The 17441-nt window shown below is 59.2% G+C and carries 11 protein-coding genes; 6 read left to right on the forward strand and 5 right to left on the reverse strand.

All coding sequences use genetic code 11. The annotated features are described in order from the left end of the window. The first annotated feature begins 337 nt into the window (after positions 1–337). On the forward strand, positions 338–3460 hold the full coding sequence (locus GCU68_RS15820; RefSeq protein ID WP_152943221.1) for an adenosylcobalamin-dependent ribonucleoside-diphosphate reductase: 3123 nt from the start codon (positions 338–340) through the stop codon (positions 3458–3460). Between the two features lie 137 nt (positions 3461–3597). Here GCU68_RS15820 and GCU68_RS15825 read toward each other — a convergent pair whose 3' ends face one another. Beyond that, positions 3598–5229: a BCCT family transporter gene (locus tag GCU68_RS15825; RefSeq protein ID WP_152943223.1), complete on the reverse strand. Its 1632-nt coding sequence runs from the start codon at positions 5227–5229 to the stop codon at positions 3598–3600. Next, positions 5222–5392 carry a hypothetical protein gene (locus tag GCU68_RS15830; RefSeq protein WP_152943224.1) on the reverse strand — a complete coding sequence of 57 codons (171 nt, stop codon included), beginning with the start codon at positions 5390–5392 and terminating at the stop codon, positions 5222–5224. The genes GCU68_RS15825 and GCU68_RS15830 overlap by 8 nt, the downstream gene beginning before the upstream one ends. A gap of 241 nt (positions 5393–5633) precedes the next feature. On the opposite strand from GCU68_RS15830, the gene GCU68_RS21385 reads away from it, so the two are divergent. Continuing rightward, the gene (locus tag GCU68_RS21385; RefSeq protein ID WP_168927104.1) at positions 5634–5771 is read left to right on the forward strand and encodes an HVO_2523 family zinc finger protein; all 138 of its coding nucleotides are present in this window, start codon (positions 5634–5636) and stop codon (positions 5769–5771) included. 197 nt (positions 5772–5968) lie between these two features. Here GCU68_RS21385 and GCU68_RS15835 read toward each other — a convergent pair whose 3' ends face one another. Continuing rightward, positions 5969–7882, reverse strand: a complete 1914-nt coding sequence (locus GCU68_RS15835; protein ID WP_152943226.1) for a PGF-CTERM sorting domain-containing protein — start codon at positions 7880–7882, stop codon at positions 5969–5971. Between the two features lie 630 nt (positions 7883–8512). Here GCU68_RS15835 and GCU68_RS15840 point away from each other — a divergent pair. Beyond that, positions 8513–8947, forward strand: a complete 435-nt coding sequence (locus GCU68_RS15840; protein ID WP_152943228.1) for a toxin transporter — start codon at positions 8513–8515, stop codon at positions 8945–8947. 1027 nt (positions 8948–9974) lie between these two features. On the opposite strand, the gene GCU68_RS15845 is transcribed toward GCU68_RS15840, so the two are convergent. Together GCU68_RS15845 and GCU68_RS15850 are read right to left on the reverse strand one after the other, a co-directional pair. Continuing rightward, positions 9975–11198 (reverse strand): PGF-CTERM sorting domain-containing protein, encoded by a 1224-nt coding sequence (locus GCU68_RS15845; protein ID WP_161991512.1) that lies wholly within the window; start codon positions 11196–11198, stop codon positions 9975–9977. A 1033-nt stretch (positions 11199–12231) separates the two neighbouring features. Continuing rightward, positions 12232–12507, reverse strand: a complete 276-nt coding sequence (locus tag GCU68_RS15850) for a hypothetical protein (RefSeq protein ID WP_152943233.1) — start codon at positions 12505–12507, stop codon at positions 12232–12234. 588 nt (positions 12508–13095) lie between these two features. Between GCU68_RS15850 and GCU68_RS15855 the strand changes: the two genes are divergently transcribed. Genes GCU68_RS15855 through GCU68_RS15865 form a run of 3 tightly spaced genes read left to right on the forward strand, consistent with a single transcriptional unit; the run spans position 13096 to position 17404 of the window. Beyond that, positions 13096–14316 carry a DUF2334 domain-containing protein gene (locus GCU68_RS15855; RefSeq protein ID WP_227014877.1) on the forward strand — a complete coding sequence of 407 codons (1221 nt, stop codon included), beginning with the start codon at positions 13096–13098 and terminating at the stop codon, positions 14314–14316. Beyond that, a complete protein-coding gene (locus GCU68_RS15860) occupies positions 14313–15824 on the forward strand; it encodes a glycosyltransferase (protein ID WP_152943237.1) in 1512 nt (503 codons plus the stop codon). Before GCU68_RS15855 ends, GCU68_RS15860 begins: the two co-directional genes overlap by 4 nt. After that, on the forward strand, positions 15824–17404 hold the full coding sequence (locus GCU68_RS15865) for a glycosyltransferase family 39 protein (protein ID WP_152943239.1): 1581 nt from the start codon (positions 15824–15826) through the stop codon (positions 17402–17404). The genes GCU68_RS15860 and GCU68_RS15865 overlap by 1 nt, the downstream gene beginning before the upstream one ends. Positions 17405–17441: the final 37 nt, after the last annotated feature.

A 17441-nucleotide genomic window follows, 5' to 3' on the forward strand; every position in this document is an offset into this window, starting at 1 on the left:
TAGTTTGCGAAACTGAAAACCACGGGACGCCACGACGGTATATCGTCGCTATCGATACTTTCAGTTCGGTCTGAAAATCGTTAAGGCCGTTGGCGTTGTAGTTGCTAACAGCACCGATTACGGCCGTCTCGAGGCTCGTAATCGAATCGACACACGAAACAGTACAGAGACATCTATGAAACTGGGCTTGTCCTAATCCAATGAGAGTAGGACAAAATACCCAGTTTTAAGATGCATGGCTGACTACCGAACCTTCGTCACGAATGATGCAATCTAGGACTTACCCTTCCGCCAGAATCGCTACCCGGCAACGGGATACCGCTGAGGTGACCTGCGCATGAGCGACTCGGAGCTCTCCGCGGCCGAACTCACCCTCCCGATCAAACGCACCGACGGCGACACGCTCGAGGAGCGGCTGACCGACAACGCCTATCAGAACATCCTGCCCGCACGCTATCTGCGCAAGAACGCCGACGGCGAACTCATCGAGGAGCAGGAGGACCTCTTCGATCGCGTTGGGAAGAACGTCGCCCTCGCGGAAGCCGTCTACGAGGCCGACAAGCTCGACCTTGAGGTAACCGTCACGCCCGACCAGCTCAAGCCCGACCACCCACGCCGGGACGAACTCGCCGAGGAGGTCTTCGGTGAGGGGACGACCGCTGATGACGACGTCGAAACCGAACTGACCGAGCACAACGTCAACAAGTTCGCCTACGACACGGTCGTGCCGGAACTCCCCGAGGAGATCCGCGAGCACGTCGAAGACGTCGCCGACACGTTCATCAAGGGGATGGAGAGCCTTTCCTTTATGCCGAACTCGCCGACCCTGATGAACGCCGGCGACGAACTCCAGCAGCTTTCCGCGTGTTTCGTCATGAGTCCCGACGACGATCTCTCGGACATCCACGAAACCGCAAAGAAGGCCGCGGAGGTCTTCCAGTCCGGCGGCGGCGTCGGCTACGGCTTCTGGCAGCTGCGTCCCTTCGGTGACTCGGTCGGCTCGACAGGCGGCATCGCCTCCGGACCGATCACGTTCATGCGAACGTACGACCAACTCTGTGAAACGATCGCACAGGGAGGTACCCGACGCGGTGCCCAGATGGGGATCATGCGCGTCTCCCACCCGGACGTCATCGAGTTCATCCACGCCAAGAACAAGGACGTCTCGCTAGCGCACACGCTGCGACTCAACGACCCCGACGACTACACCTACACGACCTTCTCCGAAGCCCTCGAGGAAGCCCGGGAGCTGATCGACGAGGAAGGACGCGTCCCGAAACACCTGCGCAATGCCGTCGAAGGCCATCTCTCTAACTTCAACATCTCCGTCGGTATCACGGACGGCTTCATGGACGCGGTCAAAAACGGCGAGGAGTTCACGTTCACCAATCCGCGAACCGAGGAACCCCACATCGCTACCGAGGAGACCAAGGAGATGTACAGCCGCTACGACCTCGGCGAGCACGTCGAGGTCGGCGAGCCGCTGTCGATCCCTGCCGAACTCATCTTCGAGCGCATCGTCGAAGGTGCCCACGAGAACGGCGAACCGGGCGTCATCTACCTCGAGCGCGTCAACAAACAACACTCCTTCGACGTCGAAGAACAGGAGGACCACCGCATCCTCGCGACGAACCCTTGTGGCGAACAGCCACTCGAGGAGTACGAGGCCTGTAACCTCGGCCACATCAACCTCTCGACGGTTGCGGATCTGGACGCCCCTGACTGGCGAGTCTGGTCCGCTGAACACGGCGAAGAGTACGACTCTCAGGAAGCAGCCGTCGCAGCCTTCTTAGAGGAGGCCATCGACTTCGAGGAGTTCGACGAGCGCATCGAGTACGGCACGCGCTTCCTCGAGAACGTCGTCACGATGTCCGACTTCCCCGTCCCCGAGATTGAACAGAAGGTCCGGGACATGCGCAAGATCGGACTCGGCGTCATGGGGCTTGCTCAGCTCTACATCCAGCTCGGCATCAAGTACGGCAGCGAGGAGGGCAACGAGGTCGCCAGCCAGCTGCTGACCCACATCAACCACAACGCGAAGGCGACGAGCCACGAACTCGCGACCGAGCGCGGCTCCTTTAACGACTGGGACGACTCGAAGTACGCCGACCCGACGGAGTACCGCGAGTGGTTCGAACACCAGACTGGCGAAGCCGCCGACGACTGGGCAGAGGGCTTCCCGATCCGCAACCACAACGTCACGACCATCGCCCCGACCGGGACGACCTCGATGGTCGGCAACACGACGGGTGGCTGTGAGCCGATTTACAACGTCGCCTACTACAAGAACGTCACCGACGACGTGCAGGGCGACGAGATGCTCGTCGAGTTCGACGACTACTTCCTGCGGACCTTAGAGGCGAACGACATCGACGTCGACGCCGTCAAAGAAGAGGCCCAAGAGCAGATGGCCACGAACCAGTTCGACGGCGTCGAAGGACTTTCGACGGTGCCGGACGCGATCGGCGAACTGTTCGTCATCACCAGCGACCTCTCGGCAAAACAGCACGCTGCCGTCCAGTGTGCCGCACAGAAGGGCGTCGACTCCGCCATCTCGAAGACGGTCAACGCCCCCAACGACTCCACGCTCGAGGACGCCAAGGAGGTCTTCGAGTGGGTCTACGAGAACGGCGGTAAGGGCGTCACCTACTACCGCGACGGCACCCGCAGCAAGCAGGTGCTGACGACGCGGGCCGACAACGCCGACTTCGCCGACGAGACCGAAGCCGCCGAAACGCTCCTCGAGCAGATCGACGAAATTTTCGGTGGCCTCGAGGCGTTCCTCGAGACCGACGACGTCCAGGACGTCCTCGAGGAGGACGTCGACGACGTGTTCGGCCGGGACCGCGTGCAGGTCGACTTCACGGAGAAACGCGAGCGACCCGACGCGCTGCAGGGTGTCAGCCAGCGCATCGACACCGGGTACGGCAAGGTCTACGTGACGATCAACGAAGACCCCGAAACCGGCCAGCCGTTCGAGCTGTTCGCGAACATCGGCCACTCCGGCGGCTTCACCAACTCCTTTACCGAGGCGCTGGCGAAGGTCATCTCGACCTCGCTGCGCTCGGGTGTCGACCCTGACGAGATCGTCGACGAACTCTGTGGCACGCGCTCGCCGAAGGTCGCCTGGGACAAGGGCGAACAGATTCAGTCCATCCCGGACGCCATCGGCACCGCGATGCGTCGCTACCTCGAGGACGAGATCGACAAGCCGTACCCGACCCAGCAGACGCTCGAGGATGCAGCTGACGTGGACGCAGATGTCGAAGATGTCGAGGTCGACGGTCCGAAAACCGACGGCGGGGCCGCCGCTGCGGACAACAACGACGGCGATGACGACGCCATTCAGGACCTCATCGACGCCGGCGAGTCGCCGGAATGTCCTGACTGTGGCTCGCTGTCGCTGTACTACTCGGAAGGCTGCAAGACCTGCGAGTCCTGTGGCTGGAGCGAGTGCTGAATCGAAGCGCAGAGCACAACTGAGCGGACCGACCGAAATCCCAAATTTGTTTTTTGCTCACTCTGCATCGAGAAGCCCTGAGTAGCGGCGAGTTCACACCGGTCGTCCGGAGACGACTCGAGCGGAGCCGGTCGCCGTCAGTCGTCGTCACCGGGAACTGCGTCCGAATCGCCGCTCGAGGGCCGCTCCGACGGCCGCGAGCCGACGATCCAGGCGTCTTCTTGCAAGAGCACGCGGCCAAACTTCGAACTGAACTCGCGGGCGAGACCGAGCAACGCGAGGAGACAGACGAACGCGAACGGACCGCCGGTGATGATCGCGGCCGACTGTAGCGCGTCGACGCCGCCGAGGATCATCAGGATCGCCGCCGTCATGCCGAGGACGACCCCCCAGAAGACACGGTTGATGCTCGAGGGACTGGCCTTGCCGCCGGTAGTCATCATGGAGACGGCGAGTGTCGAGGAGTCCGCCGACGTAATGAAGAACGTGGTGACGAGGATCATAAAGGCGATCATGAACACGGTGCCGAGCGGGAACGCCTCGAAGAGGGCGAAGCCGGCGACCGGCGCGCCGTGTTCGCCGACGGGACCGAGAATGTCCGTGACACCGTTGTGCTGAGCCCAAACGGCCGAGCCACCGACGAACGTAAACCACGGAATCGTCGCCGCGGAGGTGGCCGCGATACCCGTAAACGCCACTTCGCGGACGGTTCGGCCACGTGAGATCCGGGCGATAAACAGGCCAGCAAACGGCGACCACGAGAGTGCCCACGCCCAGTAGAAGACGGTCCAGGTGTTCGCCCACTCGGTGCCACCCTCGACACCCGCACCGGTAAACAGGCTCATCGAGACGAAGTTCGTCACCATACCGCCAAATGCCTGCGTTCCGAGCAAGACGAGGAAGACGGTCGGGCCGAGGATAAACGTCGCAAACATGAGGATGACGAAGAGGATCATGTTGAAATTCGAGAGCCGACGAATGCCGCGATCGACGCCGAGGACCATCGAAATCGTAAACAGGAGCGTCATCGTCGTCACGACGAGGAGAATGCCGGTGTTCCCCATGTCGATCCCCCACTGGTAGTCGAGTCCGGTGACGAACTGGCTGCCGATGAAGCCAAGGGATGTCGCGACGCCGCCGATCGTCGCGAAAACGGCGATGATGTCGATGAACTTGGCGGCGGTACCGTCGAGGTTGTCGGCACCGAGCAACGGCGTCAGCGCCGAGGAGACACGCAACGGAACCGACTCGTAGTTGTACGCGAAGTAGCCGATGGCGATCCCCATGATCGTAAAGACGGCCAGCTGTGGCAACGCCCAGTGAAACAGGGTCTGTTGGACAGCAACCGTCATCGCCGCAGCCGAACCGCCGGAGACGTCGAACAGCGGCGAGGGGTTGTCGTAATAAAACAACGCCTCGGTTGGCCCCCAGAAGACGACGCCCGCGGCAAAGCCGGCCGAGTACAGCATCGAGAAGAACGAGAGAAAGCTGTACTCCGGTTTCTCGTCGCCGAGTTTGATTCTCCCCCACGGGCCGACGATCAAAAACAACAGGAACAGGACGATGAGGAAGACGATCGACAACAGCGCCCAGTTCAGGTACTGGAGCATCGACTCGTTTGCGACCGCGATCGCGTTTTCGACGATCGTCGGACTGATAAAGTAGAGTGCGATAATCCCAACCGAGAGACCAGCCCCGAACAGGAACACGGTCGGGTCGAGTTCCTCGCGGAAGCGTCCGATCGCGCCGAGATCGTCCGACTTAGCCATCGCTCCACCTCCGTTCGCTCTGCTCCCGTCCGGGCCGTCTCGTGATCCCTCCCTGTCCCGTATCGCTCGAGTCACGCTGCTCGAGTCCGTCACCGCTTCTCGAGCAGCCCCACTCGGTCGACCGAATGGCGGCCTGCACGTTGACCATGGTTGATGGTAACACCACACGCACGCACCACGAACTGCATATTAACACTATGCATGTTCATTTCTCCGAGAAAACGGTGTGTGAATGATTTTCAATACGGCAGCCCCTGCGAAGGTGAATCCACCTGCCTCAGTCGAGTTCGGTGCGTTCATACCGCTGGCAGCCGTTTATGCGACCTACGAATGACTCGCAGTCGACCGACACTGTCCGACGGACGGCCCGTCGTCGAGGACACTCCCTCGAGCGCTGATCGTCCGTGACCGACGTCGACGAGACCGACCGAGCGGGCGGCAACCCCTGTCCACTCTGTGAGACGCCGATGTACAAGCGCCACTGCAAGTACGTCTGCCCGCAACACGGCGTCGTCATCGACTGTAGCGATCCGTTTCGGTAGTCAATTTTAAAGTAACAACTGAAACGATTTACACACGCATCGCACAGCCGTCGTGCGATGCGGTGTGCATTGACTTTCAGTGGCTACTATAGCCGCCCGTCGATCGGGTTCGCGCCGCCGTCGGTCGGCCGAGTCTGATGGAACACGACCGACGAGTTCTCAAAAAACAGCGGTCACCGCTGACCGAAATCGCTGGCTCAGTGTTCGTCGCGTGCTGCGAACAGGGAAGCGACGAGGAGCGCGATGAGGGCAACACCGACACCGAGGCCGGGCATCGAGTCGTCCTCGTCTTCGGCGTCAGCCGCGGTCGTCTCGCCGGTGGAGTCGGTGTCGCCGTCGGATTCGGACGGCGTCGTGTCATCGGTAGCGTCGGTGTCGTCCGTATCGTCGTCTGCCTTCTTTTTGGCATCTTTGTCGCCGACCGTTTTATCGCCAGTGCCTTTCTTGACGTCGTCGTCGGCGGCTTTGTCAGTCCCCGTCGAATCGTCTTCCGTCCCGTTCGTTCCGTCACCGTTCGTTTCGTCTGCGCCGTTCGAATCGGTGCCGTCAGCCGGCGATGAACCGACTGTCGTGGCCTCGGTGTCACCGAACTGTACGTTTCTGTTCTCTTGGATCGTGATCTGAGATGCGTCGGCGCTCCCGTTGTCCTGAGCGATAGCGACGGCAGCCTGCTGCTGATTGACGTTGAGCTGACTGACGAACTGCGCCTGGTCGAGTGCGGCGGCCGAGTACTGGTCGCCGTCAGTCTGTTGGCCGCTCTCGCCGTCGTAATCGAGTGCCAGCAGCGAGTCTCCGTCGATCTCGTTGCCACCGATCGTCACCGTCGTCTCGTTGGTGACGACGGCTCCGGCCGCGGCCTCGAGGAGTGGCTCAGTGAGTGGGTCGGTGATTTCGGCATCTACGGCACCGACCTGCTCGTTGTAGTTTCGCTGCTCGGCCAACTGGATCGCCGTCGCGTTGCTTTCGTTGGCCGCGATCGCCACCGCAGCACTCTGTAAGTTCACGTTGATTTGGTCTGCGCTCTGGTACTGTGTCACGCTGACCGCCTCTTCGGTGGCGTCGGCGTCGTCGGTGTCGTCGCCGTCGCTGCCGGTCGTCGACAGCACGCTACTGTTGTCGACGTCGGCAGTCGCGACGTTCATCCCCGACATCGCGTCGAGAACGGAGACGAGCTCGGTCGACGCAACCTGCTCGTTGAGATTGGTCTGGTCCGTGATCTGGATCGCCGTCGCGACGGACTCAGGGCCGACCGCGATTGCGACTGCCAGCCCCTGCTGGTTTTGATTCGTCTGGGAGACGTTCTGTGACTGGTCGATGCTGGCGACCGACGACTGGGAAGTCGCTGGATCGTTGACGGCCGTTTCGAACACCTCCGTCGACCCTTGCTGGAGGTTTTGGTTGACCTGCGTCGACCGTTGGTACGCCACCGCCTCGCTCGCGTTTTCGGCGATCGCGAATGCCGTACTCTGGTCGTTGAAGTTGACCTGATCGACGTCTTGCTCTTGGTCGGTCGATGCCTCGGTCGGCTGCGCGACATCCTGTGTGGATTCGTCGCCCATTCCGTCGGCGATACTCCAGCCGTCGAACGTCTGGTCGTCGCCAGTGCCGAACACGATGTGGACGTTTCCGACATTTTCGAAGGCGACGTCTTCGGGCATGTCCAGGGTGTTTTCGGCGGTCGCCTCACCGACCTGACTGTTCGCGTTCTGTTGGTTCGCCTCCTGGATGGCGGTCGCCTCACCGCCGTCGATCGCGATGGAGATCGCGCCGCCCTGCCGGTTGAAGTCGACCTGCTCGACGTCCTGATACTGGACGACGTCGGCGATCTCTTCCTGATCGGTAATCGATTCGGGACGATCCGCCAACTGGGACTCGATGAACTCGTCAGCCGACCGATTCTCGAGTTCCGCCCCGAAGACGAAGTAGAGGTCCTCGCCGTGCTCGAGCGTCTGCACCGTACTTTCCGGTGTCGAACCGTCTGCCACCGCATCGTTCGTCGAACCCGTATCGGGAGCCACGCCGGCTGCACCGGCGGGGACGGCCATTCCGACCCCCGAAAGGACGACCATCGCGGCGACGAGCAGTACTGAAAGCTGTGAACATCTGGTCATGGATACTTTCTGTTAATTTCTGATATGGTCAACGACGTTCTTGATTTGACGACTGTCATCAACACGAACCAATGCATCGGGAATACTGTCTTTGTTATCCGGCAGTTACGGGCTAAAGAAGCCGGCGACGCAGGTAGCAGGCACAACCTAATACGGGGACGGCGGCCGGGCAGCGGATCGTCTCGAGTGGCGAGTTCACCGTTTCTCGATCGAAATCACACGGCGCGATTGGGATGCAATACGTCGGTTTCGGGTACTGTGTCTCCGTCCCAACTGTTTCAGACCGTTCTATCCCTGAATGATCGCTTTTCAACGGTCACTGAGCGAACTCGAGTCACAAATTCCGGCGACTGCAGCGGGGGAGTTCTCACGCGTGTTGAACCCTCACCCGTCGTTTAAATATCCCGTATCGAACTCGTACAGACGATATTCCCAGACGTAATAATATCGTTTTGTCCGCCTTAGATCGTCTAATTCGCGGTTTGGATTGAAACCGTTCCCGGGGTTCATATTCATCACCGGGGTGGCTACCAACCGGGCAACGTGCCATGAGGAGGAGGTTGGCAGCATCGACGAGACGTTGGCGACGATGAGCCGACACGTGTGCCCGACACGCGGTATACTATACACATGAAACGCGCACTCACGCTTGCACTGACGGTCGCATTGATCGGCAGCCTCACGTTCATGGGGTTCGCCGGAACGGCAGCTGCGGACACTGACATCGAGAACGACGCTGACCTCGATGAGCAAGAGGCGGAAGCGACGACGGAACAGGATCAGAAGAACGACCAGAACGCTAACAACGACGCTGATGTCGAACAGGAGCAGGAACAAGAACAAGAGAACAAGCTCCACCAGGGCGGCAACATCGCGGCTTCACTCCATGGTGACGCCGACGCTGGCAACGACGCAAAGCAGATCAACTACGGAGAACAGGACCAGGAAGCTGAAGTCGACCAAGAGAATGAGCAGGAGTCCGAACAGGACCAAGATGCTGACACCGAAGCCGAAAGCGAATTCGAACAGGAGCTTGACGTCGAGAACCTCCTGAGCATCCTCTAAGATCGCTGTCGAAACCACACCCCGATTTCGTTCCGCGTATTTTTTCGTACCTGATCTAAGTCCAACACCGAGCAGGTAGTCGCTGTACTCATCGATCACGTCGTTCGTAGCTGCGACAACAAGTATCGATACCCGGTACGGCGTCGTGACGGCTTGACCGTCCTCGAGCCGCTTCCTGGCGCTCACTGGAATCGACGTTGTCACTGAGTCGGCCGTCGTCACGTGACCGAATTGATTCCACAACCGCCGACAGGGAGACGATTCTATCGGTCGGCAGTACTGTAACGAGTACAATTCCTGATAGCCGTGCGAGGACCAACCGTCCGCAGTGTTCGGTGCTCGTCCGTACTGTTCGGTTCAGCGTCGGGTATCGGTCTCTCGCCACCAATACCACGCATGCCTTTTATATTGTCACTGGGCTCTCACCGCGGGGTACCCAGCCGCTGCAGCCGCCGATCGTCGGACCAGCGGCGAGCAGTTCACCGGGCTGCGCTGACCGATGCCCCGCGAACTACCTCGATGCGGCCGCCCATTCAACGGGTCGTCAGCGAGCGACAGCATCACTCGAGTGCGGCCGTCGGCGCGATCGACGAATCTCCACCGATGGTCGAAACTGGATCGATTGCAGACCAACCGGCGTCGTGCAGCCACGAACCGACTTCCCGATTCGAACGACGTCGTGGCGATTTCGATCAACGCCGTCGAGACGAACCTTGAGGGGACTCGCCTCGGAGCGGTGATGGTACACTCCGGGCACCGCGTGTGAGTGCGCCGCAGCCTCCCTTTTGTCCTCGAGTTGACGCGTCGTCACTCCGGGTGAGCAGGCGGCAGTTATCCAGCCGACATCAGTTTCGTCCGTACAACACCGCGGGAGAACTATTGTGTCTGATTCGGATACGTGACGGTGTTCGGATGAGACAGTCCGTGCGGACCGACCGATAAACCACGCTGCTATCGCTCACGGTGAACGATAGTGTGAAAAATAAAACACCAACGGCCGGAGTAATCCGGTGGTTAGTTCGACTGTTTAGTTCTGGCGGCGGAGTGCCAGCATGGCGGCTGCGAGCAGTGCGACGAGACCGATGCCGATGCCGAAGCCGGGCAGGCTATCTTGTTCACTCTTGTTTTCCTGGTCGTTATCTTGGTCCTGGTCGGTCTCCGAGTCCTGCTCGCTGTCCTGGTCGTTATCCTGGTCCTGGTCGGTCTCCGAGTCCGTGTCTTCGTCGCCGTTCTTGTCGTCTTCGTCGCCGTTCTTGTCGTCTTCGTCGCCGTTCTTGTCGTCTTCGTCGCCGTTCTTGTCGTCTTCGTCGCCGTTCTTGTCGTCTTCGTCGCCGTTCTTGTCGTCTTCGACGCCGTTCTTGTCGTCGTAGTCCTTGTCTCCTTTCTTGGTGTAGTCTTTGTCGCTCTTCTTGGTGTAGTCTTTGTCACCTTTCTTGGTGTAGTCCTTCTCGTTGTCGCCGTCCTTGTCGTCGCCGTCCTTGTCGTCGCCGTCCTTGTCGTCGCCGTCCTTGTCGTCACCGTCCTTGTCGTCACCGTCCTTGTCGTCGCCGTCCTTATCCTCATCCTCGTTATCACCGTCATCGACGCCAGGCGTCACGGTGGCCGAATCGGAGATGCTCTCGAAGGCCCCGGCCTCATCGTAGTAGGCCTCAAGTGGTTCGCCGTCGACGTAGATCGTCGCCGTGACGACGGTCTCCGTTTCGATCGCAGACGTGTCGATGGAGATGTCTTCGTTCACGCCGGTCAGACCGGTTGCGCTACCGAGCTCGTCCCCGTCCTCATCGGTGAGGACGACATCGTATTCGGTATCTGCATCGACGCCATCAACCACCAAAGCCCCGACGGAGACCTGATCGATGGTCTCGTCCGTCGACGTCTGGTCGTCTATGGCAATGTCGGCAGCGTAGACGGAAGCGGAGTCGGTCGCTTTCACATCATCGCTGTTCTTGTCCTCGTAGACGGTAACGGTGTACTCGCCTGGTTGCTCAACGGTCTGGAAGATTGCAGCACTGTTGAGATCCTCGTCGAGTGTCGCTTCGTACAGTACCTCACCGCTGTTCTCGTTTTCGATCACCAGATACTGACCCGCGTGGGCGTCTACCGATTGGACGGCGAAGATCGGCTCGCCTTCTTCATTCTCGCCAACCGCTTGGTCGTTAAACGTCACGTCTTCTTCGGCGTGGTTCGCTGCTGCCCCGCCCGCAAACGCTGCGGACATGGCAACAACGGACAGGACCAGTAGTCCCGCCATCAGTACCGCACGTCCTTTCTGGAGAGCTGTTTTTTCGCTTGACATTTGTTGTATTGTATTATTATTGTATTTCGCTTGAGTGGGTCTCTAGCTGATCTTCAGTGTTGTGAGCTCGATGGCGCCCAGTCTCGACGGGAACCGTCGCTGACTGGCTCTTCGTGGCCGAAGAGCGCGAACGTACCCGCACCTGCCCCCGTGACGTTCACGAGGCCAGCACGTTCTGTACGCCGCAACCGTTCGATTTTGCGTACCATCTGTCTCACTCACCCTTTCGGGGCGAAACAGGCTATTTCGAGATGTAACTTTAATATACACCGCAATGAATTCGGAATAGATCGACTATCGTTTCGAATTATCCGCCTAACCGGTGTCTACACACCGCGTTATCCTCATCGATCAGTTCGTGGTGACTCGAGCGAGAAATCAACGCCAGTGCCCAACGGTGTCGAGCACATCGACGCGCAGTAGGCACTGCCATCAGTCCGCGTCCGGCCTTGCGGAACGGAAAATACGTCACCAAAACCAGTCGGTGCCTCGTCGTTTCACTGGGTACTGGCAACTGTTGGAAATCTCGCAACTCACGAAACGCGACCGACGTTGCCAGCAGCCAGTCGGTCAAGAGGCGACTACTGACGAAACGATTCCAGCCGTTCAACCCCTCCCAAATAAATCACAGACAGTGTGAAAGAACGACGAACCGCTTCTGCAGGGGACGAACCGAGATGAATCGATGGATCGTGGTCGCAATCGCCCTTGGATTGGTGCTGAGTGGAAGCGCCATTGTAGGGGGGTCCGGAAGCGACGAAACCGAGAGAGAATCAACTGAGATGACAGAGACAACCTTCTCGTGGGGGACGGTAACCCACGAAACCGACTCTACGACCGGTGAAACGCACCTCGAGATAACCGTCGCGAACGAAGACGACGTCTCGGTCTCGATGACGACAACCGCTAACGGGACTGCTGATGAGGCGGCGATGACTGCTGCTGATTCTGACCTCGAGACGGAAAAATTCTCGTGGGGAACGGTAGCCTACACGACCGATTCGGAGACCGGTGCCACGAACGTCGCGGTGATCGTCGAGGCCGAGGATGACGTCTCGGTATCTGTGACGACGGTGTCGGACGACGGAACCCACTCACAGTCGACGACGACTGTCTCGTCTGCGAGCAATGCGGCGACGTCCTCGAGCGTCTCGCAGTCGACCGAGTCGTCGACGAGCACCACGCACTCGTCGACCACCAGCAGTTCGACGAGTGTCTCACAGACGACGAGCAGTTCCACCGGTGGATCTGTCTCGATCGACACCGACGACGAATGACACACCGCTCGGAGGAATGCCAGATAATATAGAGCCGGTGATAGAAGTGGGATTACTGTCGCCCAAACGATAGAATGCCGGAGAATCGCTCGGCTCATAGCCGGCGTCTACTCGCGCACCGACCTCGACGGACGACGTCCATCCACGAGTGCACTAACATACTCTCTTCCCGATACGAAAGTGCTGTCCTGCTCAAATCCAGCGCTACACTGCGGAATTGTCCGCTGTTCGAGCGGAGGTTACATTCAAATAAAAATACACTCATAAATACTCTCGTATAGTGTAATACACCAGTCATTTCGAATGCGGGGAAATCGTATGCGAACGGAAATCGGCCACAACCGAATGTTTCTCTCAGTAACTAAACACGGCGTTTATCCCCCGTTTCCTCACTCTGTTGAGCATTGATGGATACGTCGTCACCCTCAGACTCGTGTGCAGTTTGTGGGTCGTCCAACGTCGAGTCGGAGCGAATTTACGAACACGACTGCGGGTACGTTGCGCCTCGAGCCGCGTACCAAGATGATCGCTGTCCGAAATGCGATCGAGTCGTCTCGGACGCGTCACTCGAGCGAGTGAGTACTGTCGATTGCTGTCTCGACTGTGGACAGCGCTTCGATAAGCACCACGACGTCGATGCCGAGACGCTTCGTGAACGGTCGACACCGGACGTCGATTTTCCCGACTTGCCGTCGCCCGGCGACAAACTGAGTTGGCTTCCCGGTCGATTCGTGCCGGATTCCGAGCGCGGGCGACAGATCGCAGCCTCGATACTGGTCGTCCTCGTTCTCACGTCGGGTCTGGTCGGTGCCGTAACGGTCACCCCCTACCTCCAACCGGAGGAGTTCGACGGGGACAGCCGACAGAATGCCGACGTCGACCGGACGTGGAACGAGTACGAGACGGTGGTCATGTTTCGGAACGACGATATTCAGCCGTGGTACGAAAAGGAGTCCCTCCGCAAGGTCGATCAGGTGTTCATCGAAGAGGACGTTCCCGTCACCCACGGCGTTATTCCTGCCGTATCGAATGAAGCTGATATTACGGAAGATCAAGAGCTGTGTGGATATCTCACGGACCTCACGAACGAGCATCCCGAGTTGTTCGAAATGGCACTCCACGGGTACACACACGAGCAACAGACCGACTTTTTGGGTGCCAGCGAGTTCGGCGACGTTCCGATCGAAACGCAGCGCGACTGGCTCGAGAGGGGTGAGCGAATTCACGAATCGTGTGTCGGAACGGCACCCGAAACGTTCGTCCCACCGCTGAATACGTACGATTCGAACACCGTGGCAGCGTTAGATGAGCGAGGGTATACGACAGTGTCCGGTGCGCGCTGGGCGACGAACGAACAATACAACGAATCAGCAGTTGCGTTCGAGGAGGGTGGACTCACTCACGTTTCGATGTTCGAGGACGCCTCGATGGTTCGCTGGGACACTGACGACCACGACGACCACGAATACTACGATCTCGAGGAACTCGAAGCGGAGTTTGACCGGGCCTACGAGAACAACGTTCCGTACGTCCACATGCTCCATTACTTTACGTTCACCGAGGAGGAACACTACGACCTCCTTCGCGAGTTCATCCAGTACATGAAATCGAAAGATGACGTCGCGTTCATGACGGTCGGCGAGTTCGGGAGCGGGCTCGAGAACGGGGAAATCGAGGCAACCGACGACGGCTGGAGAGTGCTCGAGCCGGAAGACGGACAGGGAGAGACCGGCCGCTCGAGCGACTCCGATTCGACAGGGCCGTTCAGTGAGATCTTCGGGAGGATACTGTCATGAAAGCGGGGCTGTTGGACGCCATAGCGACGCTTCTTTGGCGAGTAAAGTGGCGCTCCGTTGCGCTGTTTATCTCGGCGCTCGTTCCGTTCGCGTTGCTGCTTTCGATTCTGGAGCGAGGACCGGTGATTGCGATTTTCCTGTTCGTCGGACTCGTATTCGCGTACATCGGCTGGTCCTACTACGTTACGAACGTAAACGAGTGGTACGCGGAGGTGTTTACTATTCGAACGTTTGCGGTCGTCCTCGCGGCCTATACGGCCGGTGTCATGGTTGTCGGCTGGATCCGACCATCACCCGTCGCGTTCGTACACGTCGCAGCGATTGCACTCATTTTCATCTACTACTGGTTTATCGCACTCACCGCACTGTATCACGATCAGAGCGGCCGTTCGTCGTACGATCCGTCGCCACCGTACCCCTCGATCAGCGTCCTCGTGCCCGCGTACAACGAGGAGGGATACGTCGGACGAACGGTTCAGTCGTTGCTCGACGCGGAGTATCCGCGGGAAAAACTGGAGATTATCGTCATCGACGACGGGAGTACCGACGATACCTATCGGGAAGCGGTGGCCTACGAGTCGGAGACGGTCTCGGTCGTTCGGAAGCAAAACGGTGGCAAGTACTCGGCGTTGAATTACGGGCTGCTGTTCGCGACCGGCGAGATCATCGTCACCGTCGATGCGGACAGCATCGTCGATGTCGAGGGGTTGAAACGAATCGTCGCCCCGTTTTCCGAGGGCTCGGACGTAGGGGCCGTCACCAGTAACGTGACGATCTGGAATCGGGACTCGCTGATAACGCGGTGTCAACAACTCGAGTACACGATCGGTGCGAACATCTACAGGCGCATGCTGGATCTCTTCGGAATCGTGCTCATCGTCCCCGGCTGTCTCGGCGCGTTTCGAAGAGAAGCGATCGAAGAGGTGTTCGCGTACGATCCGGAGACGTTGACCGAAGATTTCGATCTCACGGTCAAAGTCCTTCGCGAGGGATATCGTGTAACGGCCAGCGATGCTCGCGTCTACACGGAGGCCCCGGGAACGTGGACCGATCTCTACAATCAACGGCTCAGATGGTACCGCGGTAATTACATGACGATATTCAAACACGCGGACGTTCTTCGCGACACGTCGTTCGGGCTTCTCAACCGGCTTGCGTTTCCTCTCCGACTCGTCGAGATGTTTTTCCTACCACTGGCGAGTTGGGTGATTCTGGCGGTTATTGTGTGGCTCCTCGTGTCCGGCTTTATTATCCAGCTGCTCGCGTTGTTCGTCTTCTTCACCAGCATCATCTTCCTGATCGCCGCACTCGGCGTTCACATCGAAGGTGAAGACTGGCGGCTGCTCATCTACACGCCGCTGTTCGTCGTTGGCTACAAGCATTTCCACGATTTGATCGCCGTCAAGAGCCTCCTCGACGTCCTGTTCATTCAGGACCTCGAGTGGACACGACCGGAGCGCGTCGAACAGGAGTTGTCAAAACAACTCGACGAGGAGGCGAGTGACTGATGAGCCGTGATACGACGAGCCACGTCATCGGCACGTGGAATCGGCTTCCCGAACTTGCTACCCACCACGTGCTACTTGCGGGGATACTCGTGCTTGCGGCGTTTTTCAGAGGATACGACCTCGGTGCGGACAGTCTCTGGATCGACGAAGTGTTCTCGGTCCATATCGTGTCGATTTACTCCTACGAGCAGTTGCTCTTCGAACTCCCGCTCGAGGATCCGCATCCACCGCTGTACTTCGTGCTTCTGAACGAGTGGACTGCACAGTTCGGCGCTACGACCGTCATGGCTCGCGTTCCATCGGTTCTCTTCGGCGTCGCAACCATCTATCTCCTGTACGTGACCGGACGCACGCTTTTCGACGTCCAGACTGGCTTGCTAGCGGCGCTCTTTCTCACCGTGTCTCCCATGCACATCCAGTTCTCCCGCGAAGCACGGATGTATGCCATGCTCGTGTTTCTCGTGGTTCTCTCGATGTACTGTTTCGTTCGGTTGCTCGAGGGCGACCGATCACTAGTCGTGAAAGGAGGATACGTCGTCGTTTCGATTTTGATGATCTATACCCACGTGTACGCCTTCTTCGTAATTCTTGCGCAGGCAGTCTCGCTGTTGCTGTGGGTGGTGCCGAATCGATGGCCATCTGCTCTCGACACGACTGAATGGGGCCTTCTTCTGTCCGCCGTCGGTGCCGGCTCGCTCCCCTTTGTCACCCTGCTCGCGAGTACCGTCGTCGGCGACTCGGGAGCGGGGATGACCGATCACATCGAACAGCCAACGCCGGACGCGCTTCTTGAGACGATCAGCAGTCACGCTGGTGCACTCGTCAATTATCCGTTTGCCGTTCAGGGATCGGTCTCGCTCGTCGGCTCGGCGATCGTACTCGTCTGTTGTGTGGCTCTCATCGGGCGGTCGTTCGTCGGATACGAGCCGGGAGTCGATGGGACTGTTCGACAGTACCTTCAGCGAGAGTATCTGTTGTTGACGTGGGTCGTCATTCCGATCGGCGTGCCGTTTGCGATTTCCTATCTGATCACGCCGATGTTCGATGCCCGATACACGATCATCGCTCAGGGTGCGCTGTGGCTGCTCGTTGCACACGGGCTCACTCGCCTCGATCGGTCCTGGCTCCGCTGGCTCGTCGCCGTCCTGCTGGTTACGAGTCTCTTCGGCGCGGGTGCCGTCTACATGACCGAAGGGACACAAGAAGACTGGCGCGGTGCAGCCGAATCGGTCGACGAGCAACCGTCGCACCCGGTGTTCCTGACTCCCGAATACGCAGAACCCGCGTTTTCGTTCTATGCGGATCGGCCATCGGAGCGTATCAGTACCCCACCACCGGACGCGGTCGAGGCCGCGAACGATCCGATCGTCAGCCCCGATGAAACGGCTGCCGAAACGGAAGCAGCGGTCGCAGAACTGTCCGACGACACCGATCGGTTCTACGTCGTCGCGCTCGGATTCGACGCGTCGGAATCCTGGCTCGAGGACGTCGAATCGAGGTTCGACGTCGTCTCACACGAACAGCACGGTAGTATCGAGGTGTATCTGTTCGACGTCGACGGCGACGAATCGACGGCGTAACCACGCCCACGGATTCGCGTCGGCGCTTGCCACTCAC

This window comes from Natronorubrum aibiense (assembly GCF_009392895.1).
GTDB classification, from domain to species: Archaea; Halobacteriota; Halobacteria; order Halobacteriales; family Natrialbaceae; genus Natronorubrum; species Natronorubrum aibiense.